Origin of the sequence: Pseudomonas sp. PSPC3-2, from assembly GCF_049897085.1 — a bacterium.
Taxonomy (GTDB): domain Bacteria; phylum Pseudomonadota; class Gammaproteobacteria; order Pseudomonadales; family Pseudomonadaceae; genus Aquipseudomonas; species Aquipseudomonas paraveronii.
Window position 1 is genome coordinate 1 of the sequence record NZ_JAFCVO010000010.1, and the last position, 23545, is coordinate 23545.

Genomic DNA, 23545 nt, shown 5'->3' on the forward strand with positions numbered 1-23545 from the left:
CACCTTTTTGACCGCGCTCGGCTTCCAGTACCAGGTCAGCTATAGGGCCGCCTCGCCAATATCAAAAGCCAAATGAGATCTATCTGATCCATGGAGATCCAAATGTGGGAGGGGGCTTGCCCCCGATGGCGGTGGATCAGTTACAAACAAGCGGACTGACCCACCGCCATCGGGGGCAAGCCCCCTCCCAGAGGGGAATTCCTTCTACCTAGGGGTCTTCACAAAGCCGGGTTTTAGCCCGAATACCTCGACGCCCTGCGGCGTCGATTGCCCGGTGGTCACGGTCACACGTTCTACCGGCTTGTCCATCGCCGGCCGATATTCGACCGTCATGTCCGGCTGGATCGCCTGGCTCGGGATCACGATCGCCTGTGCATTGTTGTAAGTGACGATGGTCAGTCGCGCGCTCATCCCCAGCCGCACCCGCTGCAATTGCTGCGGGGTCAGCTTGGGGATCGACAGAGTCACCGGAAACTGCGCGCTGCCCTGGGTATCACCGGTAATCGCCAAGCCGCTGACCACACTCACCGAGCCGTTCAGCCGCTCGCCGTCGAAGCCATCGCCCATCACTTCCACCGCCTGGCCCTGGTGCAGTTGGTTGATGTCCAGCTCGGAGACTTTGGCGATGATTTTCAGCCGTTCGATATTGGCCAGGCCGAACAGCACCTGGCCCTGGCTGACCTTGCTGCCGGCCTGCACCGGGGCGTTGGTGTTGCCAGCGCCTTGTGCCGCGTTGCCGCTTCCGGGCGCGGGCACCACGATGCCGGAGAAGGGCGCCTTGACCTCCTTGCCTTCGAGCTGCTGATACAGGGCGTCGTACTTTACCGTGGCATTGGTCAGCTCCATATCCGCGATCTGTCGGTATTCGCCCTTGCCTTGCTCCAGTGCATGTTGCAGTTCATCGCGTGCGGCGATCAGGTCCAGCTGTTGTTGCTGGGTCTGTTGCTTGAGGTCGTCCAGTTCGTTGCGCGGGATGATGCCGCGCTGAAACAGGTTTTCGCTTTCGGTGAGTTTGCGCTGGGTGTTGCCGGCGCTCATTTGCGCGGTGCGCAGGCTGCGGCGCGCACGGCTGACGGTGGGGCTGTTGTCCCAGTCCTGCATGTCCTGCACGGTGCGCCGGGCCTTGAGTTGCGCGGAGAGCGCATCGCGCAGTTGCACTTCGAGCAGGGCCGGGTCCATGCGCAGCAACACTTGCCCGGCGTCGACCCGCTGGCCTTGCTCCACCAGGTTAGCCTGCACATTGCCGTCGAACGGCGCGGTGAGGATGAGGGTAGTGTCGGGCTCGATTTTGCCCACCAGGCCGATCTGGTGCACCAGCGCGTCAGGCTTCACCGCCAGCCACTGCTCGGTCGTGTTCAGCGGTTCGGCGGCGCTGCGATGGCTTTGCACGGCAATTCCCGCGCCCGCCAGCAGCACGATCAATCCAGCCGCCAGCAGGCGTTTTTGGTTAGTAGTCATTGAGGGCGATTTCCCAGCTTTCCAGCGTCATGCCCAGGGTCAGATCGAGCTGGGTCTGGGCGTTCAAATAAGCGATCAGCGCATTGAGGCGCGCGTTTTCGGCGTTGCGCAGGTCGGTTTCGAAACTCAGCACCTGGAAGTTGGTGGAGCGCCCGGCGCTGAGCTTTTCGCGCTCGATCTCGATCTTGCGCCGCGACAACTCCACGGCGCGCTGGGAGATTTCATACTGGCGCCAGCGCGTGCCGAGGTCGCGTACCACGTTATTCACGCTGCGTTCCAGTTCCTGGCGGGCGTCGGTGATGCGGATGGCCTGATCCTCCACATTTACCCGCGCCCGCACTTCGGCCTGGTGCGTGCTGATGTCGCCGATCGGGATTTGCACCTGCACCCCGGCGTAGCTGTCCCAACTGCGGTTGTTGCCGCTGCCGGCGTCGTTGTTGTAGTTGTCGCGTAACTGGTTCGCCCCGGCCACCAAGTCCACTTGCCAGCGCCCGGAGTCTTTGGCGATCACCAGGTTGAGGTCGGCCTGCTGGCTGCCGAGCAGGGCGGCGAGGTATTCCGGTTGCTGGTTCTGCGCCAGGTTGAACGCCTCGCGCTTGTCGACCTGCATGGGCTTGGCCTCCAGGGCCTCGGTGGCGCGGATCGGTGTCGACAGGTCGAGGGCCAGCAGGCGCAGCAAGGCCAGGCGGTTGCTGTCGAGTTGGTTCTGCGCTTCTTCCACGCCCAGTTGCTGGGTGGCGATGTCGGCTTCGGTCTGCACGATCTCGAACTCGGCCATGCGCCCGGCGCTGATCAGCGCCTTGTTCACGTCCAGTAAGGTGCCGGAGCGTTTCAGTGCGTCCTGGACGATGTTCAGTTGCTCCTGGGCGCGCAGCAATTCGCGGTAGGTGGCGATGATCTGGCTGATGGTTTGCGCCACGGTGGCCTTGAGGTTCAGGCGGTTGGCCTGCTCCGACAGGCGCGACAGGCGCAGCGGCGCGGTGGTCGCATCCCAGCCAGCGCCGCGCATCAGCGGTTGGATGAGCGCCAGGTCGAGGCCGTCGCTGCGGTAGCGACCGGCACGGTTGGCGTTATTCAGTTGCTGGGTCCAGGCCATGCTCAGGCGCGTGCCGTACTCACCCAGCAGGCTGGTGGCCGGTGCCACGTTGGCATTGCGTGCGTTGTCGGCGGAGCCGCGGGTGCTGCGGTAATAGCTATTGAGGCTGAGCTTGGGGTTGAACACGTCTTCGGCCACGCGCAGGTCGAACTTCTGCGCGACCCGCTGCAGGTAGGCGCTGCGAATCGCCGGGTTGTTGCGCAGGCCCAGGTATACCGCGTCGCCCAGGGTGAGGGCGGTGACCTGGGCATTCAGCGAGACGCCGCGATCGTAGCCACTGCGCGTGGTGCTGGGCGCTGCGGGGCGGATCACCACGTCGGCGGCGATACTCGGCAGGCTGAACAGGGCCAGGAGCAGCAGCAGGCGTTTATTCATCGCGCAACGCCTCCACCGGCTGCAACCGCGAGGCCGAGACCGCCGGGTAAATGCCAAAGAACAAGCCCACCAGCAATGTGCTGCCCACCCCCAGGGGTAGGGCGGCGACCGCCAGGGCAAAGGCCCAGCCCGACAGCCAGGCATAGAGCCAGGCGGCGGTCATGCCGAGCACCGCGCCGCACAGCGCACCGACGGCGGTGAGGGTGATGGCTTCGAGCAGGAACAGGTTGCGAATATCCCGTTGGCGCGCGCCGAGGGCCATGCGAATGCCGATCTCGCGGCGACGTTCGGAGACGTTCATCAGCATCACGTTCATCACCCCGACACCGCCGCCCACCAGGGAGATTGCGCCCAGTGCCAGCAGCAGGTAGGCGAAGGTGCGGGTTTGTCGGGTCATGCCGTCGATCATTTGCTGGGGCACCGTGATGTCGACGGTGTGCTCGGTCAATTGGCGTTGCAGCGCGGCAGCGGCGTCCCGTGCGATGCGTTCCATGTCCTGCCCTGGCGCGGCGCGAATGATCACGTTGCCGATTTGCGGGCTGGCGTAGATGCGGCGCATGCCGTCGGCGGGAATGAACAGCGATTCGTTGGCTTGCACCGGCATCAGCATCGCCCGGGGCTGGTTGTGCAGGATGCCAACCACCAGGAACAGGTAGTCGTTGATGCGCACGCGGTCGCCCAGTTTCAGCGGCTCACCGGGGGCACCAAGGGCTTGGGCGATCTGGTCACCGATCACGCCGTAGGTTTCATTGGCGTCGAACGCCGACAGGTAGCGCCCCTCGTGCAGCACCAGGCGCAGGGCGGCCGGGATATCCGGCGTGCTGCCGACGAAGTTGGCGTTGACACTGCGGCCGTGGAACACGACGGGGCCGCTGAACAGGCTCAGCGCGCCGATGTGCGCGATCCCGGGCACGGCCTGGCGCACGGCGTCGAGGTCGAGGCGCGAGCGCATCGGTGCGCGGCTGTCGCCTTTGGGCGGAAACTGCGCGATCAGGGTGTCGGTGCCCATTTCCTTGAAAATCAGCGCGGCGTCCACCGCCGCGTTATGGCCGATATTGATCAGCGCCACCACCGACGAACTGCCGATCACGATGCCCAGCAGCGCGAGGATCGAGCGTTTACCCAGGGTGCGCAGGCTGACGAATGCTTCATGCAGCAATTGGCTCAGGCTCTGCTCGACGCGCAGGCTCATGGGCGGCCGGCCTCGTGCACCACGCCGTTACGCACCAGGATTTTGCGCTCCAGGCGCTCGGCGATGTGCGCGTCGTGGGTGACGATGATCAGCGTGACCTGTTGCTCGCGGTTCAGCGCCAGGAGCAGGTCCATGATGTCCTGGGCGGTGCTGCTGTCGAGGTTGCCGGTGGGTTCGTCGGCCAGGATGACCGAGGGCTTGCCCACCAGCGCACGTGCAATCGCCACACGCTGGCGCTGGCCGCCGGAGAGGTCGGCGGGGCGGTGGTGGGCGCGCTCGGCCAGGCCGACCTGCTCGAGCATACGCAGCGCCTGTTCCACCGACTCATGGCGCGACACCCCGCGATAACTCAGAGGCAGGGCGACGTTGTCCAGGGCACTGAGGCGCGGCAGCAGGTTGAAACTCTGGAATACGAAGCCGATCTGCTGGTTGCGGATTGCCGCCAGTTCATCGGGGCTGGCACTGAAAATATCGTGGCCGGCAAAGCGGTACTGGCCGCCGTCGGGCAAGTCCAGCAGGCCGAGGATGTTGAGCAGGGTACTTTTGCCGGAGCCGGAGGCGCCGAGAATGCCGCAACTGTCGCCGCGGGCGATGGACAGGCACACATCATTGAGGATGGACAGGTGCTGACCGGCGAGCTGATAGCTTTTGCCGATGCCTTGCAGGGAGATCAAGCCTGGGTGCGCGGGGGTGTCTGTCATCATGACTACGCCTGCAGTCTCGACGCCGTCGTGCCGCCCCGGTAAAAATTTGTAACAAGTTCGGGGGTTGCCTGGAACGCGTCACGGACTGGTTTGATTTCTTGTTTTTAAAATATTGTTTGAATACTAACCGCGTTCAACCAGCTCCGCCAGCCATCGTTGTAGAGGGTTTTTACCCTTTGAAATAAATCTACCGGGGGCGAAATCGACGGCTCAAAAACCCGTTGGCGAGCTTCAACGAGCCGGGCTGCAAGGGCTTGCGATGCTATGGTGGCGTGTCACTGCTTGCTTTCGAACGATGGCCCCGGTATAAAAAATCAAATTTATTTTTAAAACAATATTTCCCGCGTGGAACTTTTATGGTCGTGAAGAAAGTCAGCTCTCCAAACATTACCAAGACTCGATTGCTGGATGCGACAGAGGCTCTCTTCATCAAATATGGTTATGACGCCGTTTTGTTACGGCAGATTACCGAACGTGCCCAGGTGAACCTGGCCGCCGTGAACTATCACTTCGGGGACAAGGATTCCCTGATGAAAACCCTGCTGATGCAGCGCCTTGAGCCGCTCAACGAGCAGCGCCTGGAATTGCTGGCACGCTGTGAAGCCGAATCCGACGGCCCCCTCGATTGCGACACGCTGCTCGGCGTACTGTTCGCTCCGGCCATGGGCCTGGAGCGCAGTGATCCGGCGAGCGGGGAAGGGCGTTCGTTCATTCGTTTCCTCGGGCGGGTCTACAGCGATACGTCGCCGTTTATCCAGGAATACCTCAAGGTGCATTACCAGCCGGTGTTCCAGCGCTTCTTCGAAGCCTTCGCCCTGGCCTTGCCGGACTTGCCGCGCAACGAACTGGGGGTACGCCTGCAGTTTGCCCTGAAGGCAATTTCCGGCGTGATGGCCGGTACCGAACTGCGCCTGTTGATGAACTCCATGAGCCTGGGCCGCCCGGCCACGGATGCCGAAGTGATGGCCAAGTTGATCACGCTGGTCTCGGCGGCGATTCGCGTGCCGCAGCAAAGCCCTGAGGCGCAAACGGCGTTGGCCAAGGTGCTCGACACCCAGCGCGCGATTCGCGAGCAAGCGACAGCGCCCGTCGGCAAGGCGGCGCGCTAGCCCGAATCCGGGGCAAAAAAAAGCCCGCTGGGGCGGCGGGCTTGATGTGCAACGTTTGTAACGGATGAGGCTTCACCCTACGGCTCGCCATGTGAATAAATCGTGAAAAATATGTAAGAGAAAGTGTGAAAGTGTTGTCGCGGGTAAACGCGTTAAAACCCCTGAGGATTAGATCTTCCAATGGCCAGCGCTTTTGGCCAACCGCTGGCGCATCTCATCCACATTCGCCGCCAATTGCACGGTCAACAACCGATACCCATCCAATGCACTGTAGACCGGCGCATCCAATGTCGGCTCGCTGGCAACGGCTTGGCTAGGCCGCTCCAACCGGGGTGTCACGCCAGACCTCAGCGCTCGCGCCATCCCCACCAATTGCACCCGAATCTGCCGGTGCTCGGCTTTCAACATCACCTGCATCCGCGCCATTGCCTGTTCGTCGCGAGGGTCCGGCCGGGTGTTGCCAAGAATCTCCAGGGTGCTGATGCACATGCGCAAATGCCGCTGGATCGTGTCCAGTTCGGTCATGGAGATCCGCACCTCCTTGGACACCGAGGGCATCAGCGAACGCAATTGCAGCATCGCCGTATTCACGCGGCTGAGCAGTTTGAGGTGTTCGTCGTCGGTGACCGATTGGCCGCTGATGATGCGGCTATAAATCGCGGCACAGTCGCGCAAGGCGCTGGCCAGGTTGTAGCGCCAGGAGTACACGGCATACAGCGGCAGAGCGAAGGAAAACGCCAGGGCCAACGCAATACCGATCAGGATGTCGACCGTGCGCCACAACCCGTCCGACAGCGGATTGTCGCCATGCCCGGCGACGATAAACACGGTGATCGCCGACAACAACGCGGTGTACCCGCCCTTGCCGATGGCGTGATAGGAGAAGAACCCGCACACCACCGACATTAACAGGTAGGTCAGCAGCGGCTGCCCCACATACGCCTCCTGCACCACCAGCAGCAAACCGACGCTGGCGCCGATCAGCGTACCGTAGGCGCGCTCCATGGCTTTCTTGCCGATATTGCCGTGGTGCTGCAGGCCGCCGATCACCACCAGCATGGTCACCGACGCCCACTCGCCGTGGGGCAGGTTGATGCCGGTGGTCAGCAGGATCGTCGCCAGCAAGCCGATGGACACGCGCACGGCGTGGATCAGCTTGGCGTGGCGATAGCGGCGGTAAGGGTCGAGCAGCGGGCGCAGTAAGCGCCGCGCAAACACAGGCAAATGCAGGTTAATCAACGGCAAGCCGTCCTCTAGAAAATGTAGTCAGTGGTCAAGAAGTTCGAGTCGCGGTTGCGCAGGATCTCGCTGAGCAGCGCCTTGTTATTGTCCTGGAACTTGGTCGCCACCAGGGTGCGGATCGAGAACACGCGCAAGGCGTCATGTACCGACAGCGTGCCTTCGGCCGAGTTCTTGCGGCCGTTGAAGGGGAACGCGTCCGGGCCACGCTGGCACTGTGCGTTGATATTGATGCGGCCGACCTGGTTGGCAAAGGCGTCCACCAGCCGTCCGATTTCGGCCGGGTCGGTGCCGAACAGGCTCAGTTGCTGGCCGAAATCCGAGTCCAGTACGTAATTGATCACTGTTTCCAGGTCACGGTAGGGCACGATCGGCACCACCGGGCCGAACTGTTCCTCGTGGTACACGCGCATCTGCGGGTTTACCGGGTACAGCACCGCCGGGTAGAAAAATGTACCGCGACTGACGCCGCCATTGGCATTCACCACGCGGGCGCCGTGTTGGGCCGCATCGGCCACCAGCGCGTTGAGGTAATCGACCTTGCCGGCTTCCGGCAGCGGCGTCAGTGCCACGCCGTCTTCCCACGGCATGCCGGGCTTCAATGTCGCCAACTTGGCGTTGAATTTCTGGATGAAGCTGTCGACCACGTCTTCATGCACAAACAGGATTTTCAACGCGGTGCAGCGCTGGCCGTTGAACGACAGTGAGCCGGTGACGGCTTCGCTGACGGCATTGTCCAGGTCGACCTGGGGCAGCACGATGCCTGGGTTCTTCGCGTCCAGGCCCAGCGCAGCACGCAGGCGGTGCGGACGTGGGTGCAGTTTTTTCAGGTCGCTGGCGGCCTTGTTGGTGCCGATGAACGCGAAAATATCGATCTTGCCGCTGGCCATCAGTGCGCTGACGGTTTCGCGGCCGCTGCCATAGATCACGTTGATCACCCCGGCCGGGAAGCTGTCGCGGAACGCTTCCAGCAGCGGGCGGATCAACAGCACGCCGAGCTTGGCCGGCTTGAATACCACGGTGTTGCCCATGATCAGCGCCGGGATCAGCGTGGTAAACGTCTCGTTCAACGGGTAGTTATAAGGCCCCATGCACAGCGCCACGCCCATCGGTACGCGGCGGATCTGGCCGAGCGTGTCCTGTTCCAGCTCGAAGCGGCTGCTGCGACGGTCGAGTTCCTTGAGGGCATTGATGGTGTCGGTGATGTAGTCGCAGGTGCGGTCGAACTCTTTCTGCGAGTCCTTGAGGTTTTTGCCGATTTCCCACATCAGCAGCTTGACCACCGCATCACGCTGTTCGCGCATGCGCCGCAAAAACGCTTCGACGTGCCGGATGCGGTCAACCACGCGCATTGTCGGCCATTCACCCTGGCCACGGTCATAGGCGCGCACGGCGGCGTCGAGGGCGGTGAGGGCGGTGTCGGCATCCAGCAGCGGCGTGCTGCCGATGTTCACGCGTTCGTCCCCCAGTTGCACCGGGCTGAGGACCTGGGCCAAGGGGCCGTTCCAGACCTGCAACTGGCCGTCGACCAGGTAATCACGCTGTTCGATGGGCGCGGCCAGGCGAAATTGCTCTGGAATATCGGCGGCACGGGTGGGAAACAGTTGGGCGAGCAGGTTATCGGTGGTCATGTTGCTACCCCTGGAATAGTTGCAAAACATGACTAGAGAGTCACCCAACAACGGGTTCTGTGGCAAGGCTTGCGCGCTTTCTTGTACGCACGGCGGCGCGTGGCGGGTAAACTGCGCGGCTTACTTGAAGGAGTTCACATGAGTCAGTACCAGCCGGGCATTCTTGCCGCACCGGTGCCTTTGCAGGCACGCCATCTGTTTTTTGCCGTGGACTCCCTGGCCGCTGTCCCTGCCGCGTTGGACGCACTGGTGCAGTGGGCGGATTCGGCGGCAGTGGTCGGCCTGGGTGAGCCGCTGGTCAACGCACTGGGCGCGCAGATTGAAGGGCTGCGCGCCTTTCCTGCCGTCAGCGGGCCGGGCGCGCATAACCCCTCCACCCAGCAGGCGTTGTGGGTGTGGCTGCATGGCGTGGATCGCGGTGAATTGCTCTTGCGTAGCCGTGCGCTCGAGAAAGCCCTGGCCCCGGCGTTCCGCCTGGTGCAGTCGACCGAAGGCTTCCGCTACAAGAGCGGTTTTGACCTGACCGATTACGAAGACGGCACCGAAAACCCCCACGACGATGCCGCCGTCGAAGCCGCACTGACCGACAGCGGCGCCAGCTTCGCCGCGATCCAGCAATGGCAGCACGACCTCGATGGTTTCGCCGCGTTGCCTGCCCAGGAACGCGACCACATCATCGGTCGCCGCCATGGCGACAACGAAGAACTGGAAGATGCGCCCGAATCCGCCCACACCAAACGCACCGCCCAGGAAAGCTTCACCCCGGAAGCGTTTGTGGTCCGCCGCTCGATGCCGTGGGCGGAAAACGGCCAGGCCGGCTTGATGTTCCTCGCGTTCGGGCATTCCTTCGATGCGTTTGAAGCACAACTGCGCCGCATGAGTGGGTTGGAAGACGGTATCGTCGACGGCCTGTACCGCATCAGCACACCGTTGACCGGCGGCTATTACTGGTGCCCGCCGCTCAAGGACGGGCGCCTGGACCTCAGCACCGTGTTGATGTAATCACGCCTCAGGCCTGGCACTTGCCTGCGTCGGCGATTCTGTCGGTCGCGGGCTGGCACTGGCTGTACCTGATCAATGTGCCGCTGGGGTTGCTGGCGCCGATGTTGGGCCTACGCACATTGCCGGTCATTTCCATGGCTGCGCATACCTTCGATCGCCTTGCAGGTCCCTGGCCAGCGGCCTGCGGTTGTTGCCTTATGACAAAAAGGTTTAATGGATCGTTGTAAAAAGCCATTCGAGAAGGCTACGGTGGCGACCTGAATATTTCGGGATGTTTCAGATTTATGTCAAGCCAGGCCCAACGCACTGCCGACATTACCTCCCGCCGCGCCGCGCTGACCTTGGCTTTATGCCTACCCAGTGATGTGTTGCTTTATCTGCTGCTGCCTATGGAATCCCAGGCGTTCGGTATCACGTTGGCCCAGGCCGGGGTGCTGCTGGCGGCCAACCGACTGGTGCGGATTTTCGGTTACCGGCATGTGCTTAATTTCTATGCCCGCCACGGCGATCGTCTGACCTGCATGATCGCCGCCGGTGCCGCGATGCTGTGTGCCCTGGGTAACTCGATGCTGTCGGGCTTCGCTGCATTGTTGGGGTTGCGGCTGGTCTGGGGCCTGTGTTTTGCGGCGTTGAACCTGTCGACCCAAGTGCTGGCGACCGCCGAGCCGACGGGCGCCGCGCGCCGGGCGGGGCGCTCGCGGGCATTGATCGCCCTCGGGCCGATGCTTGCATTGCCACTCGGGGGCTGGCTGACCTTATCGGTCGGGCCGCGTCCGATCTTTCTGATTCTCGCCGCGTGCTGCCTGCTGGGCTTGTGGATGGCGCGGGGGTTGCCTACTGTCGGCCACGATTTGCACAGCAGTCCGGGGCGCCGTTTCAAGTGGCCCGACAGTGTCGCGCTGTGGTCGTTTATCGAAGGTGTGGCGCTGGATGGGCTGTTTATCTTTGGCCTGTCGATCCAGGCACAGAAACTCCTCGGTGGCGACGCAGTGTTGATCGCCGGTGGCTTGATGGCTTTGCGTTATGTCTCGGAAATGCTCTTGAGCCCGTTGGGCGGTCGCGCGGCGCAACGCTTCGGTGCAACGTCGATGCTGTTGCTGTTTTCATTCCTGAGCGCGTTGGCCCTGGCGGCTTTCGGCAGTTATTGGGTGATCGTCGGCGCGGCTGCAGTGCTGGTGTTGCGGGCGTTGCAATTGCCCCTGGTGACGACCTTGGTGGCCGAGCGCAACCCCGGTTCGATGCGCGTGTCGGCATTGGCCTCCAACGCGGTGTGGCGCGATATTGGCGCCGGCCTCGGGCCGCTGCTGGCGGGGCTGTTACTGCCGGTCGCCGCAGCTCCTTGGGTGTTTGGCCTGGCGGGCGCAGCGATAGCCGTCAGCGCCGTGTTTTGCTGGCGGGCAAAGCGTTCCAACTGACAATGAGAGGTAGAGTGTGAGCCGACAAGAAGACTTCGTGCGCGTGCTGGATGACGCCTACCGACACTGGACCGGCCAGGGCTTGCCGGCCCCCGAGCATCTGGACGCACAGCAACGCCTGAGCTGGCTGCACGCTGATGCGCCCTACAGCCTGCTGGCCCATGACGGCGCGGCGGACCCGCGGTTTACCTACGCCAATGCGTGCGCCCTGCAGTGCTTCAAATACCCGCGCGAGACCTTCATCGGCATGCCGTCACGCTTCAGTGCGTCGGAACTTGACCGCGCCGCGCGCCAGGTATTGCTGGAGCACGTCAGCGCCAACGGCATCGCCGATGGCTACAGCGGCTGGCGGGTGGATGCGCATCAGCAGCCGTTCATGATCCATGCCGGTGTGGTGTGGACGTTGCTCGATGCCGCCGGCCTGCCGTGTGGGCAGGCGGCGCTGTTCTGGCCGGATGCGCAGCGCATTGGGGTGTTGGCTTAAGCGCCTTTGAAACTGACCAGCCAGGACGGGTCGAAACGGGTTTGCTCGGTATCGAGCCCCAACGCTTGCATCTTCGCCTTATGTGCCTCGATCTCGCCGACCAACTGCGCCTGGGCGCTGGAGTTGGCGTCCAGCTCATGCATCTGCGTCAACCCTAGGTGATAGAAACGCAGGACCTTGAGCGCCATCGGGTCATTGGCCTGCACGCGGTCGGTGACCTTGTGCATCACGTTGGTCACGCGCATCAGGTTGCGCTTGAGCTGCCAGCCATACACCGCCGGCGCCAGCCATGGCTGGGTCCAGAACGGGCCGCGTACCAGGGCGAGGGTGATCAACACCCCGGCAAACACCCCACCCACGTTGTAGCGAAAGTTGTCGCCGCCAGCTTCGCCGAACAGCATCACCGCCAGGCTCGACAACAGCATCGCCAGGGCCACGAACAACACAGCCACGATTAACGTACTGCGGCGGGTCTGCTGGCGGTAGGTGATGGGGTCGCAGGGTTTGAGCTCGAACATCCGGGGGGAATCTCCTTGGCGTTTGTAGGGGATAGAGCAGGGCGGCATCTTCTCATGCTTGACGACGCGGTGTGCGCTAAACAAGTTGAACGATGGTTGATGCGGCGTTCTCTAAATCGGTGTAGGCCACAATCCCCATGGGGTCTAACGCCTTTTTAACCAGACAGAAACACGCAATCCGCTCTGCTTCACTTCATCTGAAAAGCTCAATTGGATGCGTGCTCCGGTACGATCCGCGATCGCCATGACGATGGATAAACCCAGCCCGGAACCCGTTTCGTCGGTACCCAGGCTGCGGTAAAACGGGTCGAATACTAGAAGTTGTTCCGCAACGCTGATGCCCGGCCCCGAATCCTTGATTTCGATAATGACTGTCCCCCGATCCAATCCGACCTTAAGGTCGACACGGCCACCAGAAGGGGTATAGCGAATGGCGTTGTCGACCAGGTTCTTGAGGAGGATGAACAGGTCCATCTCGTTGATGATGATCTGAACATCCATGAGACTTTCAACACCGATATCAATGTTCTTGTGCTCTGCCAATGGCAGCAAGTTCTCCAGCACCCGGCGAAAAACGGCATGTATGGATACCGATGCTTGTGGTCGCTCGGTAATCGATTGTGCGGCTGCCAAGGCCAGCAGTTGTTCGATCAGTTTTCTGCTGCGCTCGATCCCCTGAGCCAATGGCAAAAAGCGTTCTGCGGCGTCGGCTGACATTTGCGTAGCCTTCAATCGCTCCGCTTGGAGTGACAGCGCCGTCATTGGCGATCGTAATTCGTGGGCTGCGTCGGCAATGAAACGCCGTTGTGCTTCCATGGCCTGCTCGACGCGCTTGAGCAATCGATTGATCGCCACAACGAAAGGCCGGATCTCCGTCGGCAGGTGACTCTCGTTGATAGGATGCAACGCCTGTTTATCGCGCTGATCGATTTCTGCCGAAAGCGTCGCGATCGGACGGAACAGCTTGCGCACCAAGTCGCCCACCACCACCAGCAGCACCGGAAAGAGAATGAGGAAGGGCAAAAGACTGCGCCACGCGCTTTCGCGTGCTTCCTTGTCGCGCACGTCTGCTTCTTGGGCTACCGCGATACGTCGGCCTTCAGCAGTGGTTCTGACCAGTACCCGAAACTGTTCGCCCGCGATGGTCAACGTCGATAAACCATCGGCCAGCGTTGTGGGAAAGGGCAGGGGTATGACGGCGTCGTTATTGCCGCTCGCTTTCTCGCTGTCGGCCAGGTATTGCACGATGACCTTGGCGTCGTCGTCGTCGCTGACGATCGGGTCTGCGCTGGGATACTGCAGCGTCATGTGCTGTCGATCAAACAATGCCGCTACTTGACGTAGGACGTCGTCCTGCATTTCGTGCGCCTCATCGAAGGCGGAGACAAACGCGAATGCACCGGCCAGGACGGCGACGATCAGGATGGCGAGTGACAGCGTTATAGAGAGCCTTAACTGTACCGAGTCCCTCAAGCGCCTTTTGAAACCATCCATCCCATACCCCTGACGTTTTTAATGACGTGGCTGCCCAGCTTGCGTCTCAATGAATGGATAAGAAACTCTACTGCGTTGCTTTCCACTTCATTGCCCCAGCCGTAAATACGGTCCTCGAGTTCGCTGCGAGACAGAATGGCGCCAGGCCTTATCAAAAGTGCCTGCAATAGCGCGAATTCTCGACTGGAGAGTTGCACGTCGGTGGTTTCGGCGGTGGTTGCTTGCTTAGAGACGAGATTTAACGACACCGTTCCGTTATTCAGTACCGATTGAGCATTACCGCCCCGGCGGCGCAATACCGCGCGCATGCGCGCCAACAACTCGGCCATCGGGAACGGTTTGAGCAAGAAGTCATCAGCGCCGCCATCGAGGCCACGCAAGCGATCGTCGAGGTCATCCCGTGCGGTGATAATGATCAATGGAACGGGGTTGTTACGCGCACGAATGGCGTCCAGCACATCAAGCCCGTCTTTGCCGGGAAGACCCAGGTCGAGCAGCACCAGATCATAGGTCTGGGTGTCCAGAGCCGCCAAGGCGGTGAGGCCGTTTTTCACCCAGTCGGTGGCGTAGCTCGCATCGTTGAGCGCACCCTCGATGGCATCACCAATCATCAGGTCATTTTCGACCAGTAAAGTCCGCATGCACGCTCCGGCAGAAAAAGGCGCGACGCTCACAACCATCGCCGCTGTATTGAAGCACTTGAACCGGTGTTTGTCCGCCACCGGTTCCGTGCATGCTCACGGTTTGCCTTTCATCGAATCGAAGGTTTTGAGCAGATCACCCATTGCCGCCGTGCATTCGTTTTGCTTCGCAGGATTGCTTCGCAGCGCATCGAGTGCATGGTCTATTGCTTTGTCGAGTACATGCCAATCGCTGGCCGCACGCGGTTTGATGCCTGCTTCGGCGGAGTCCCAGGCGGTTTCCAGATCCTTGATGCGGGCCTTGGCACCGGGCAGGTCGTTCTTCTCGACGAGCGCGGCAACGTCGACGGCGATTGCCCGGAACTCGCTCAGGTCACCCAGTTTTGAGCCTGCCTGAGCAGGCACGCTGACAGACGTGGTGGGTGCGCCGGTGCCGGGTTTGTCGGCGGGTTTCGAGCAGCCGGCCATGCTGCCGAGCAGCACCAGAGACGAGATGATCGCTACGTGGCGAAGAGCTGTTTGGAACGAGCGCATGTTGATTCCTTTGAGAGATGTCTGAACGGTTATTGAGTGACGGTTTTACGATTGCCGAGGCTGATTTGCGCGACGGCCACCAACAGCACGATGACCGTCAGGAAGATGGCGCTGGTCCAGGCCGCGCCCATACCCAAACCACCATAGGTCTTGGCTTGGGTCAGCAAGTCACCGAGGGAAGCTCCGAACGGGCGGGTCAGGATGTAGGCGATCCAGAACGTCAGCACTGCATTGGCCCTTAGGCGCCAGGCCAGCAGCGTCGCGCCAATCAGTGCGCCGAAAATCACGCTGCCGACGGTGAAACCCAACCCCAGCGCTTCAGTGGCCAGGTCCCCGGCGGCGGTGCCTAGGGCAAAGGTGCAGAGTACGGTGGTCCAGTAAAAAAACTCGCGCCGTGGGGTGTCGATGTCGCGGATCGACAGGCTGTGCTCCACGCGGTACCAGAGCAGGAAATTGATCGCCAACAGGACCGAGAAGACCGCCGTGCTGACGTACAGACTGATGTCGAGCATGTCGGTCATGATGTCAGTGATCTGCGTGCCAACGACGCTCACCAGCACCACGGTCAACCAGTAGATCCAAGGCGAATAAGCTGTTTTACGCATCTGAAAAAATACTGCGCCCGCCAGTAACAGCGCCATGCCAATGCTGGTCCAGCCCGCGCCGAAACCTGCATCTACTGCCAGGAAGTCAGCGCCGGTTTCACCCACGGTCGTCGACAGAATCTTGATGACCCAGAAAGACAGTGTCACTTCGGGCACTTTATTGAGCCATCCGGCTTTTATGTGATTCATGTGCGAGTAGCCTCTGCTGATCTGCGCTGAACTTGCGTAGAGGGGAAGATACGCAGAGACACTTAGCTGAGACTGAGGGGCTGTGGTGGAAGTCGGGACACAAAGCACTACATGAGTATGAAAGCCGTAATAAAAAGCGCCGACATCGCTGTCAGCGCTTAGACGTTGCAATGGCTTGCGATGTGTTTTTGCAGCGCAAGGTGTCGGTGTTCGAAAGCCTCCGCCTGCTAGACCTCCTGTACCTATCCACAAAACTATGTGCCATTAGGGTACAGGTCGCATTGAAGGGGCTTTTGCTTATTTGGGCGGTGTCCAGGTGACGTCGCTGATGCCGTACTTCTCGGCCCAGGGCCGGGTGGTTTTTTTCACTTGTTCATGGCCGACCCGACCAATGCGGCTGACGTGCGCAATATCGGCATCAACCGCTGCCCAGTGCCAGGCCTCGGCGTTATTCATCACTTCGGCACGCACTACGAAGGACTTCGGTTGACCGTGCAGTTGGTAGGTAATGGTGTAGATTTTTGCGGTAATCATGTTGCCTCCCTGTCTTGTTATAGATGGATAGGAAAGCGTTCAAAAAGGTTCATTCAAAATGACAAATTACTGCGCCGGGCGTCATAGTGAGGCCTTCGCCACGCGCCCAAGGATCGCGTTATGTCCCGCCTGACCCATAGCCAGCTGTACCTGCAACGCCTGGGCTACGATGCACCGCCGCCGCCGACCCTGCAAACCTTGCAAGACCTGCAATTGCGGCATGTGTGTACGTTCGCCTTTGAAAGCCTGTCGACCCTGCTGCACTTGCCAGTGCCGATCGACCTGCCCAGTGTCGAGCAAAAAGTGTTGCTCGATGGCCGTGGTGGGTATTGCTATGAACTGAATCAACTGTTCCTGGAACTGCTGCAAGAACTGGGCTTCGACGCACGCGGTATCACCGGACGGGTTGTGATGGGCGGGCCGCCGGACGCACACACCGCGCGCACCCATCGCCTGAGTCTGGTGACGGTGGACGGTGTGCGCTATATCTGCGACGTCGGCTTTGGCGGCATGGTGGCGAGCAGCCCGTTACGCCTGGACAGCGAAGCGATCCAGGCGACTGCCCACGAACCCTATCGCCTGACCTGCAAGCAAGGCAGCTACACCTTGTGGGCCCAGGTCGGCGGGGAGTGGCGTGGCTTATATGTGTTCGACCTGCTGGTGCAGGCAGACATCGACTATGAAATCGGTAACTGGTATGTCTCCACGCATGCGGGTTCGCCGTTTCTCGGTCAGTTGAAAGTGGCGCTGTTAGCGCCGGGTAAGCGTCATACCTTGAACAACGGCCACTACGCGGTGCACTCCCTGGAAGGTCCGAGCGAAAAACGTGCGATAGCGAGTGCCGATGAACTGCTTGATTTGCTGCGCGGCACCTTTGGCCTTCGCCTGCCGGTGCATCAGCGACTTCGCGAAACGCTCGATGGTTTAGTGTTGGCCGATCTTTAGAATCTTTGAGATAGCGTGTTCTCTGCCCCATAAATGCAAAAACGGCACCCAAAGGTGCCGTTTTTGTTTACCACATACCGCTAAGCGATCAAACGCCCAGTACCGCGTGCTGCACCAGCGTGAGCAACGGTTGTGGGTACACGCCGAGGAAGAAGGCGAGCAGGGCGATAGCCAGCAGCATCACGCCGCCGGCTTTCTGTTCCCAGTGCAGCTCAGCATCCACACGGCGCAGGTTTGGCTCGATCAGGAACAGGGTGACCATCACGCGCAGGTAGTAGAACACGCCGATGGCGCTACCCAAGATGAGTGAGGCAACCAGCCACCATTGATGCGCTTCAACCCCGGTCGCGATGATGTAGAACTTGCCGATAAAGCCCGCAGTGAGCGGGATACCAGCCAGGGACAGCATCATCAGGGTCAACACGGCGGTCAGGTACGGACGGCGCCAGAACAGGCCGCGATACTCGTACAGGGCGTCGGCGTCACGGCCTTTGTAAGGCGAGGACATCAGGGTGATGACCCCGAAGGCGCCGAGGCTGGTGATCACGTAGGTGACCAGGTACACGCCGATCGCTTCCAGGGCCAGACCTTTGCTCGCCACCAGGGCGATCAGCAGGTAGCCGAAGTGGGCGATGGACGAGTAGCCCAGCAGACGCTTGAGGTTGTTCTGGGTTAGCGCCAGCAGGTTACCGAACAGGATCGATGCAACGGCGATCACGCTCAGTACGTCGCTCAACACGCCGGTATTGGCCGCCGGGGAGATCTGGAACAGACGCACCACCACCGCAAACACCGCCACTTTCGTCGCCGTGGCCAGGAACGCAGCCACCGGCGCCGGAGCGCCTTCGTACACGTCCGGCGTCCACAGGTGGAAAGGCACCAGCGACAGTTTGAAGGCCAGACCGATCAGCATCATCGCCAGGCCCAGTTGGGCGATCGGCGCAGGCATGCTAGTGGCCGCCAGGGCGTGGCCGATACCGGTGAAGCTCAGGCTGCCGGCTTCGGCGTAGAGCAGGGCCATACCAAACAACAGGAACGCGGAACCGGCGGCCGACAGCACCATGTACTTGATGCCGGCTTCCAGGGAACGCTTGTTGAAGAAGGCGTAGGCCACCAGGCCGTAGGTCGGGATCGACAGCAGTTCCAGGCCGATGAACAAGCCCGCCAGGTGCTGCGCGCTGACCAGCACGATACCGCCGGCTGCAGCCAGCAGGATCAGCAGGTACAGCTCTTCGCGGTTGCCCGGGTAGCCGGTGCCGCCCTCGCCGAGGTAGGCGTGGGCGAGGGTGACGCAGGCCAGGGTGGCGACGAGGATCAACGCGATATACAGCAGCGCGAAGTCATCGATCATCATCAGCGGGGTCACCGCCAGGGGTGCGACCTTGAGTGCCGGGATGATCGACAGCAAAGCCAGGTTCAAACCCGCGCAGGACAGCAGGAAGGTTTGCGCGTGATTGCGACGCCAGGCGATCGCCAGCATCACCACCACAATGGTGAGACTGGTGATCAGCAGCGGCGCAAGCGCGATAAAGTGTTGGATCGTGAATTCCATAGCGCTCTTACCGGGCCGAAGCGAGTTGAGAGAAGGCGGTGCCGAACCACTGCTGCACGCCATGCATCGTTGCGGCAGAAGTGTCCAGGAACGGTTGTGGGTACACGCCGATGTAGATCAGCAGGACCGCCAGACCGAGCACCATGATCAGTTCGCGAGTATCCATCCCGTGCAGGACGGTGTCGGATTTGGCCGCACCGAAGTACGCACGGTGGATCATGATCAGCGAGTAAACCGAACCGAATACCAGGCCGGAAGTGGCGATGGCGCTGATCCACGGCGTTTGTGCGAAGGTACCCATCAGGATCAGGAACTCGCCGATGAAGTTACCGGTGCCCGGCAAGCCCAGGGACGCGGCGGCAAAGAACAGGCTGATCGCCGGTAGGTAGGCGATGCGCGACCACACGCCACCCATCTCACGCATGTCACGGGTGTGCAGGCGTTCGTACAACTGGCCGCTGAGGATAAACAGCGCGGCGGCCGAAATACCGTGGGCCAACATCTGGATCACGGCGCCTTGCAATGCCAGTTGGCTGCCGGAGTAGATGCCGATCAGTACGAAACCCATGTGGGAAACGGACGAGAAGGCAATCAGGCGCTTGATGTCGGTTTGCGCGAAGGCCAGGAACGCACCGTAGAAGATCCCGATCAGACCCAGGGTCATGGCGATCGGCGCAAACTCGGCCGAGGCATTCGGGAACAACGGCAGCGCGAAACGCAGCAGGCCGTAGGCCGCCGTCTTCAACAGGATACCTGCCAGGTCCACGGAACCGGCGGTCGGCGCCTGGGCGTGAGCATCCGGCAGCCAGGAGTGGAACGGCACCACCGGCAGCTTCACCGCGAAGGCGATGAAGAAGCCCAGCATCAGGATGTACTCGGTGGTCAGGGACATCTTGGTTTTCAACAGGTCGGCGTAGTTGAAGGTAATCACGCCAGTGCTGTTGAAGTTGACCAATACCAGACCCAGGATCGCCACCAACATGATCAGGCCGGAAGCCTGGGTGAAGATGAAGAACTTGGTCGCCGCGTAGATCCGGGTTTTCTTGCCGTCCGAAGAACTATGACCCCAGAGCGCGATGAGGAAGTACATCGGCACCAGCATCATTTCCCAGAAGAAGAAGAACATGAACAGGTCGAGGGCGAGGAACACGCCGACCACGCCGCCCAGGATCCACATCAGGTTCAGGTGGAAGAAGCCCACGTGACGCTGAATCTCTTTCCAGGAGCAAAGTACCGAGAGGACACCCAGCAGGCCGGTCAGCAGGATCATCAGCAACGACAGGCCGTCGAGGGCCAGGTGTACGTTGATGCCGAAGCGCTGAATCCAGACGTGCTTGAACTCGAGCGCCCAGGTCGGATCGGCGCCAGGCGCCGGAGCAAATGAATAGTCGCCATGGGCCCACAGCCAGAGGCCGAGAGCGAGTTCCAGGGACATGGTCAGCAACGCAATCCAGCGGGGGAGGGTGGCGCCGAAGCGTTCACCCATCCAGCAGAGCAGGCCGCCGATAAAGGGGATCAGGATTAGCCAGGGCAGAATCATGACGGGCTCGTTTCCTTTCGCAAGTTCGCAAAGTTCGCAATGTACTTAGACATGGTCAGACCGCTACCACAACGATGGCGCCGATCACCAGAACGGCACCCGCCGCCATGGAAGCTGCATACCAACGCAATTGGCCAGTCTCGCTGCGGCTCAGGGCGGTGTGGCCAGCCTTGGCGGCGCGCGGGATCAAACCGATGGTCTGGTCGAGCGGGTCTTTGCGCAGTACGTGGCTGATCGCAAGGTAAGGCTTGACGAACAGTTTGTCGTAGATCCAATCGAAGCCCCAGGCGGCGAACCACCAGGCCGACAGGAAGCGACCAATGCCACTGTTGGCGACGGCGGTGACGAAACGACGCTTGCCGAGGAACAGCAGGGCTGCGAGCATGATACCGGCCACCGCGATGGCGCCTGAGGCGAGCTCCAGGCTGTGCTTGGCGTCGCCGCCGGCATGGCCGACGCTTTCCGGCAGTACACCGGCCAGTGGCGGAGTGATCAAGGCGCCGATGAAGGTCGACAGGATGATCAGCACCGACAGCGGCAGCCAATGGGAGATGCCGTGGCCTGCGTGTGCTTCGGTCTTGGCTTCACCGTGGAAGGCGATGAAGATCAGGCGGAAGGTGTACAGCGAGGTCATGAACGCACCCACCAGGCCGGCGTACAGCAGGCCTTGGTTACCGCTGGCAAAGGCTTCCCAGAGGATTTCGTCTTTCGAGTAGAAGCCGGCGGTCACCAATGGCAGGGCCGAGAGTGCGGCACCACCGACGATGAAGCTGGCGTAAGCCAGTGGCAATTTCTTCCACAGACCGCCCATCTTGAAGATGTTCTGCTCGTGGTGGCAGGCAACGATCACCGCACCGGAGGCCAGGAACAGCAGGGCCTTGAAGAAGGCGTGGGTCATCAGGTGGAAGATCGCCGCGTCCCAGGCACCGACGCCCAGAGCCAGGAACATGTAGCCGATCTGGCTCATGGTCGAGTAGGCGAGGATCCGCTTGATGTCGGTCTGTACCAGCGCGGCGAAGCCGGCCAGTACCAGGGTCGCGCCGCCGACCAGGCCCACCAGGTGCAGGATGTCCGGCGCCAGGGTGAACAGGCCGTGGGTACGGGCGATCAGGTAGACACCGGCGGTCACCATGGTGGCGGCGTGGATCAGTGCCGACACCGGGGTAGGACCGGCCATCGCATCCGCCAGCCAGGTTTGCAGCGGCAGTTGTGCGGATTTACCGACGGCGCCGCCCAGCAGCATCAGGGTCGCCAGGGTGATCCAGAAGTCACCGACCTGGAACTTCTGCGGTGCCAGCACCAGCAGTTCCTGGATGTTCAGCGTGCCCACCTGTTGGAACAGGATGAACAGGCCGATGGCCATGAACACGTCGCCGATCCGGGTGACGATAAAGGCCTTGAGTGCTGCGTTACCGTTGTTGCGGTTGCTGTAGTAGAAACCGATCAACAAGTACGAGCACAGGCCCACGCCTTCCCAGCCGAAGTACAGGAACAACAGGTTATCGCCCAGCACCAGGAACAGCATGCTGGCGATAAACAGGTTGGTGTACGCGAAGAAGCGCGAGTAACCGGCTTCACCGCGCATGTACCAGGACGCGAACAGGTGGATCAGGAAGCCTACACCCACCACCACGCCGAGCATGGTGATCGACAGGCCGTCGATGTAGAGGGCGAAGTTGGGCTTGAAGCCCTCCACCGACATCCACTGCCACAACACCAGGGTGTAGTGACCGCCTTCGGGCGGTGCGACGTTGAATTGCCAGATGACGTAGGCGGTGACAATCGCCGACAGGCCGATGGAGCCCACGCCGATCAGGGCCGAGAGGTTTTCCGACCAGCGTCCGCGAGAGAACGACAGCAGCAGGAAACCGATCAGGGGAAATACGAAAGTCAGAAAGATCATGTTCATCCGCGCATCTCACTGGCAGCGTCGATATCAAGCGTATGGAAGCGACGATACAGTTGCAGCAGGATCGCCAGGCCGATACTGGCCTCGGCGGCTGCCAGGCTGATCACCAGGATGAACATGACTTGTCCATCCGGCTGGCCCCAACGGCTACCCGCAACAATGAACGCCAGTGCCGCAGCGTTCATCATGACTTCCAGGCTCATCAACACGAACAAAATGTTACGGCGAACCATCAGGCCGACCAGGCCAAGGCAGAACAGGATGCCGGCGACCGCCAGACCATGCTCCAAAGGGATAGCAGGCATCGTCATTGCTCCTTGGCTTCGTTACGGCCCAAGTGGAAGGCGGTGATGGCTGCGGCGAGCAGCAGCATCGAAGCCAGTTCGACCACCAGCAGGTACGGGCCGAACAGGCTAACGCCCACGGCCTTCGCGTCAACGGTGGTGTGGCCGATGGCCTGGCCGCTCTGGTGAGCGAACAGTACATACAGCAGTTCAGCCAGCAGCAGCGCGGCGAGGATCACCGGGCCGAGCCAGATGCCGGGCTTGAGCCAAACGCGTTCCTGGGCGACCGAGGCCGGCCCGAGGTTTAGCATCATCACCACAAACACGAACAGCACCATGATGGCGCCAGCGTAGGCGATCACTTCCAGTACACCGGCGAACGGTGCGCCGAGGCTGAAAAAGGTCATGGCCACGGCGATCAGCGAAATGATCAGGTAGAGCAGGGCGTGCACGGGGTTGGTGTTGGTGACCACGCGAAGCGTGGACACCACTGCAATACCCGATGCGAAATAGAAAGCGAATTCCATCTTTCTTCCTTAAGGCAGCAAGCTCTTCACGTTGATCGGTTCGGCTTCGTTTTGTGCGGCGCCTTTCGGCTTACCGGCAACGGCCATACCTGCAACACGATAGAAGTTGTAATCAGGGTTTTTACCGGGACCAGAGATCAGCAGATCTTCTTTCTCGTACACCAGGTCCTGACGTTTGAACTCGGCCATCTCGAAATCCGGTGTGAGCTGGATCGCGGTGGTCGGGCAAGCTTCCTCGCAGAGGCCGCAGAAAATGCAGCGCGAGAAGTTGATGCGAAAGAAGTCCGGGTACCAGCGACCGTCTTCGGTTTCAGCTTTCTGCAGGGAGATACAACCCACCGGGCATGCCACGGCGCACAGGTTGCAGGCTACGCAACGCTCTTCGCCATCGGGGTCGCGAGTCAGTACGATGCGGCCGCGATAGCGCGGCGGCAGGTACACCGCTTCTTCCGGGTATTGCAGGGTGTCGCGTTTGCGAAAGCCGTGACCGAACACCATCACCAGGCTTCGCAACTGGGTACCGGTACCCTTAACGATGTCGCCAATATATTTGAACATGGGTCAAATC

The 23545-nt window shown here is 61.1% G+C and carries 23 protein-coding genes and 1 pseudogene; 6 read left to right on the plus strand and 18 right to left on the minus strand.

From position 1 onward, the window contains the following. Window positions 1-204: 204 nt before the first annotated feature. The 4 genes from ACP7CJ_RS17410 to ACP7CJ_RS17425 are packed head-to-tail and all read right to left on the minus strand — an operon-like array spanning window position 205 to window position 4825. Window positions 205-1458, minus strand: a complete 1254-nt coding sequence (locus ACP7CJ_RS17410) for an efflux RND transporter periplasmic adaptor subunit (RefSeq protein WP_276197491.1) — start codon at window positions 1456-1458, stop codon at window positions 205-207. Continuing rightward, window positions 1448-2929 (minus strand): TolC family protein, encoded by a 1482-nt coding sequence (locus ACP7CJ_RS17415; RefSeq protein ID WP_276197492.1) that lies wholly within the window; start codon window positions 2927-2929, stop codon window positions 1448-1450. The genes ACP7CJ_RS17410 and ACP7CJ_RS17415 overlap by 11 nt, the downstream gene beginning before the upstream one ends. Further along, window positions 2922-4121 (minus strand): ABC transporter permease, encoded by a 1200-nt coding sequence (locus tag ACP7CJ_RS17420; protein WP_276197493.1) that lies wholly within the window; start codon window positions 4119-4121, stop codon window positions 2922-2924. The genes ACP7CJ_RS17415 and ACP7CJ_RS17420 overlap by 8 nt, the downstream gene beginning before the upstream one ends. Then, window positions 4118-4825, minus strand: coding sequence for an ABC transporter ATP-binding protein (locus ACP7CJ_RS17425; RefSeq protein WP_276197494.1), 708 nt, complete (start codon window positions 4823-4825; stop codon window positions 4118-4120). Before ACP7CJ_RS17425 ends, ACP7CJ_RS17420 begins: the two co-directional genes overlap by 4 nt. Before the next feature lie 356 nt (window positions 4826-5181). Between ACP7CJ_RS17425 and ACP7CJ_RS17430 the strand changes: the two genes are divergently transcribed. Continuing rightward, on the plus strand, window positions 5182-5934 hold the full coding sequence (locus tag ACP7CJ_RS17430; protein ID WP_247406090.1) for a TetR/AcrR family transcriptional regulator: 753 nt from the start codon (window positions 5182-5184) through the stop codon (window positions 5932-5934). A gap of 168 nt (window positions 5935-6102) precedes the next feature. On the opposite strand, the gene ACP7CJ_RS17435 is transcribed toward ACP7CJ_RS17430, so the two are convergent. Beyond that, complete coding sequence (locus ACP7CJ_RS17435) at window positions 6103-7164, minus strand: FUSC family protein (protein ID WP_276197926.1); 1062 nt, start codon at window positions 7162-7164, stop codon at window positions 6103-6105. 23 nt (window positions 7165-7187) lie between these two features. Beyond that, entirely contained in the window at window positions 7188-8804 is a 1617-nt protein-coding gene (locus ACP7CJ_RS17440) for an NADP-dependent glyceraldehyde-3-phosphate dehydrogenase (RefSeq protein WP_426100836.1), read from the minus strand. Between the two features lie 138 nt (window positions 8805-8942). Here ACP7CJ_RS17440 and ACP7CJ_RS17445 point away from each other — a divergent pair, with 138 nt between their 5' ends. The 4 genes and pseudogenes from ACP7CJ_RS17445 (at window position 8943) to ACP7CJ_RS17460 (ending at window position 11705) form a co-directional block, all read left to right on the plus strand. Continuing rightward, window positions 8943-9806: a Dyp-type peroxidase gene (locus ACP7CJ_RS17445; protein ID WP_276197496.1), complete on the plus strand. Its 864-nt coding sequence runs from the start codon at window positions 8943-8945 to the stop codon at window positions 9804-9806. Between the two features lie 26 nt (window positions 9807-9832). After that, window positions 9833-9970 (plus strand): annotated as a pseudogene (locus ACP7CJ_RS17450) (MFS transporter); the annotation flags it as partial. A 120-nt stretch (window positions 9971-10090) separates the two neighbouring features. After that, a complete protein-coding gene (locus ACP7CJ_RS17455; RefSeq protein WP_276197497.1) occupies window positions 10091-11221 on the plus strand; it encodes an MFS transporter in 1131 nt (376 codons plus the stop codon). A gap of 16 nt (window positions 11222-11237) precedes the next feature. Then, window positions 11238-11705 (plus strand): MEKHLA domain-containing protein, encoded by a 468-nt coding sequence (locus ACP7CJ_RS17460; protein WP_276197498.1) that lies wholly within the window; start codon window positions 11238-11240, stop codon window positions 11703-11705. Here the strand turns inward: ACP7CJ_RS17460 and ACP7CJ_RS17465 are convergent. The 6 genes from ACP7CJ_RS17465 to ACP7CJ_RS17490 all read right to left on the minus strand — a co-directional run bounded on the left by ACP7CJ_RS17465 (window position 11702) and on the right by ACP7CJ_RS17490 (window position 16220). Continuing rightward, complete coding sequence (locus tag ACP7CJ_RS17465) at window positions 11702-12223, minus strand: DUF3087 domain-containing protein (RefSeq protein WP_276197499.1); 522 nt, start codon at window positions 12221-12223, stop codon at window positions 11702-11704. The two genes, ACP7CJ_RS17460 and ACP7CJ_RS17465, sit on opposite strands and share 4 nt — an antisense overlap. A 144-nt stretch (window positions 12224-12367) precedes the next feature. Beyond that, window positions 12368-13717, minus strand: a complete 1350-nt coding sequence (locus ACP7CJ_RS17470) for an ATP-binding protein (RefSeq protein WP_426100838.1) — start codon at window positions 13715-13717, stop codon at window positions 12368-12370. After that, entirely contained in the window at window positions 13693-14358 is a 666-nt protein-coding gene (locus ACP7CJ_RS17475) for a response regulator (protein WP_276197502.1), read from the minus strand. Before ACP7CJ_RS17475 ends, ACP7CJ_RS17470 begins: the two co-directional genes overlap by 25 nt. A 96-nt stretch (window positions 14359-14454) precedes the next feature. Beyond that, on the minus strand, window positions 14455-14892 hold the full coding sequence (locus tag ACP7CJ_RS17480; RefSeq protein ID WP_276197503.1) for a hypothetical protein: 438 nt from the start codon (window positions 14890-14892) through the stop codon (window positions 14455-14457). A gap of 29 nt (window positions 14893-14921) precedes the next feature. Continuing rightward, window positions 14922-15686 carry a COG4705 family protein gene (locus ACP7CJ_RS17485; protein WP_276197504.1) on the minus strand — a complete coding sequence of 255 codons (765 nt, stop codon included), beginning with the start codon at window positions 15684-15686 and terminating at the stop codon, window positions 14922-14924. Window positions 15687-15983: 297 nt separating this feature from the next. Beyond that, window positions 15984-16220 carry a DUF6555 family protein gene (locus ACP7CJ_RS17490; protein ID WP_276197505.1) on the minus strand — a complete coding sequence of 79 codons (237 nt, stop codon included), beginning with the start codon at window positions 16218-16220 and terminating at the stop codon, window positions 15984-15986. A 120-nt stretch (window positions 16221-16340) separates the two neighbouring features. On the opposite strand from ACP7CJ_RS17490, the gene ACP7CJ_RS17495 reads away from it, so the two are divergent. Then, window positions 16341-17165, plus strand: coding sequence for an arylamine N-acetyltransferase family protein (locus tag ACP7CJ_RS17495; RefSeq protein ID WP_276197506.1), 825 nt, complete (start codon window positions 16341-16343; stop codon window positions 17163-17165). Window positions 17166-17253: 88 nt separating this feature from the next. Here the strand turns inward: ACP7CJ_RS17495 and nuoN are convergent, their stop codons facing one another. The 6 genes from nuoN to nuoI are packed head-to-tail and all read right to left on the minus strand — an operon-like array spanning window position 17254 to window position 23535. Then, complete coding sequence (gene nuoN / locus ACP7CJ_RS17500; RefSeq protein ID WP_247396845.1) at window positions 17254-18717, minus strand: NADH-quinone oxidoreductase subunit NuoN; 1464 nt, start codon at window positions 18715-18717, stop codon at window positions 17254-17256. Between the two features lie 7 nt (window positions 18718-18724). Next, the gene (gene nuoM / locus ACP7CJ_RS17505) at window positions 18725-20257 is read right to left on the minus strand and encodes an NADH-quinone oxidoreductase subunit M (protein WP_276197507.1); all 1533 of its coding nucleotides are present in this window, start codon (window positions 20255-20257) and stop codon (window positions 18725-18727) included. A 55-nt stretch (window positions 20258-20312) separates the two neighbouring features. Then, window positions 20313-22166 (minus strand): NADH-quinone oxidoreductase subunit L, encoded by a 1854-nt coding sequence (nuoL, locus tag ACP7CJ_RS17510; protein WP_276197508.1) that lies wholly within the window; start codon window positions 22164-22166, stop codon window positions 20313-20315. Then, window positions 22163-22471 carry an NADH-quinone oxidoreductase subunit NuoK gene (gene nuoK, locus ACP7CJ_RS17515; RefSeq protein WP_026140165.1) on the minus strand — a complete coding sequence of 103 codons (309 nt, stop codon included), beginning with the start codon at window positions 22469-22471 and terminating at the stop codon, window positions 22163-22165. The genes nuoL and nuoK overlap by 4 nt, the downstream gene beginning before the upstream one ends. 2 nt (window positions 22472-22473) lie before the next feature. Further along, window positions 22474-22977: an NADH-quinone oxidoreductase subunit J gene (gene nuoJ, locus ACP7CJ_RS17520; protein ID WP_247396832.1), complete on the minus strand. Its 504-nt coding sequence runs from the start codon at window positions 22975-22977 to the stop codon at window positions 22474-22476. Window positions 22978-22986: 9 nt separating this feature from the next. Then, window positions 22987-23535, minus strand: a complete 549-nt coding sequence (gene nuoI / locus ACP7CJ_RS17525; RefSeq protein ID WP_003174725.1) for an NADH-quinone oxidoreductase subunit NuoI — start codon at window positions 23533-23535, stop codon at window positions 22987-22989. Between the last annotated feature and the right edge of the window lie 10 nt (window positions 23536-23545).

Bases quoted from the DNA above. Each gene is read 5' to 3' on its own strand.
- ACP7CJ_RS17480 (WP_276197503.1), bottom strand. From the start codon at position 14,892: ATGCGCTCGTTCCAAACAGCTCTTCGCCACGTAGCGATCATCTCGTCT.
- ACP7CJ_RS17465 (WP_276197499.1), bottom strand. From the start codon at position 12,223: ATGTTCGAGCTCAAACCCTGCGACCCCATCACCTACCGCCAGCAGACC.
- ACP7CJ_RS17445 (WP_276197496.1), top strand. From the start codon at position 8,943: ATGAGTCAGTACCAGCCGGGCATTCTTGCCGCACCGGTGCCTTTGCAG.
- ACP7CJ_RS17410 (WP_276197491.1), bottom strand. From the start codon at position 1,458: ATGACTACTAACCAAAAACGCCTGCTGGCGGCTGGATTGATCGTGCTG.
- ACP7CJ_RS17420 (WP_276197493.1), bottom strand. From the start codon at position 4,121: ATGAGCCTGCGCGTCGAGCAGAGCCTGAGCCAATTGCTGCATGAAGCA.
- ACP7CJ_RS17475 (WP_276197502.1), bottom strand. From the start codon at position 14,358: ATGCGGACTTTACTGGTCGAAAATGACCTGATGATTGGTGATGCCATC.
- nuoM (WP_276197507.1), bottom strand. From the start codon at position 20,257: ATGATTCTGCCCTGGCTAATCCTGATCCCCTTTATCGGCGGCCTGCTC.
- ACP7CJ_RS17415 (WP_276197492.1), bottom strand. From the start codon at position 2,929: ATGAATAAACGCCTGCTGCTGCTCCTGGCCCTGTTCAGCCTGCCGAGT.
- nuoL (WP_276197508.1), bottom strand. From the start codon at position 22,166: ATGAACATGATCTTTCTGACTTTCGTATTTCCCCTGATCGGTTTCCTG.
- nuoI (WP_003174725.1), bottom strand. From the start codon at position 23,535: ATGTTCAAATATATTGGCGACATCGTTAAGGGTACCGGTACCCAGTTG.
- ACP7CJ_RS17430 (WP_247406090.1), top strand. From the start codon at position 5,182: ATGGTCGTGAAGAAAGTCAGCTCTCCAAACATTACCAAGACTCGATTG.
- ACP7CJ_RS17495 (WP_276197506.1), top strand. From the start codon at position 16,341: ATGTCCCGCCTGACCCATAGCCAGCTGTACCTGCAACGCCTGGGCTAC.
- nuoJ (WP_247396832.1), bottom strand. From the start codon at position 22,977: ATGGAATTCGCTTTCTATTTCGCATCGGGTATTGCAGTGGTGTCCACG.
- ACP7CJ_RS17470 (WP_426100838.1), bottom strand. From the start codon at position 13,717: ATGGATGGTTTCAAAAGGCGCTTGAGGGACTCGGTACAGTTAAGGCTC.
- ACP7CJ_RS17455 (WP_276197497.1), top strand. From the start codon at position 10,091: ATGTCAAGCCAGGCCCAACGCACTGCCGACATTACCTCCCGCCGCGCC.
- ACP7CJ_RS17485 (WP_276197504.1), bottom strand. From the start codon at position 15,686: ATGAATCACATAAAAGCCGGATGGCTCAATAAAGTGCCCGAAGTGACA.
- nuoN (WP_247396845.1), bottom strand. From the start codon at position 18,717: ATGGAATTCACGATCCAACACTTTATCGCGCTTGCGCCGCTGCTGATC.
- nuoK (WP_026140165.1), bottom strand. From the start codon at position 22,471: ATGCCTGCTATCCCTTTGGAGCATGGTCTGGCGGTCGCCGGCATCCTG.
- ACP7CJ_RS17440 (WP_426100836.1), bottom strand. From the start codon at position 8,804: ATGACCACCGATAACCTGCTCGCCCAACTGTTTCCCACCCGTGCCGCC.
- ACP7CJ_RS17425 (WP_276197494.1), bottom strand. From the start codon at position 4,825: ATGATGACAGACACCCCCGCGCACCCAGGCTTGATCTCCCTGCAAGGC.
- ACP7CJ_RS17490 (WP_276197505.1), bottom strand. From the start codon at position 16,220: ATGATTACCGCAAAAATCTACACCATTACCTACCAACTGCACGGTCAA.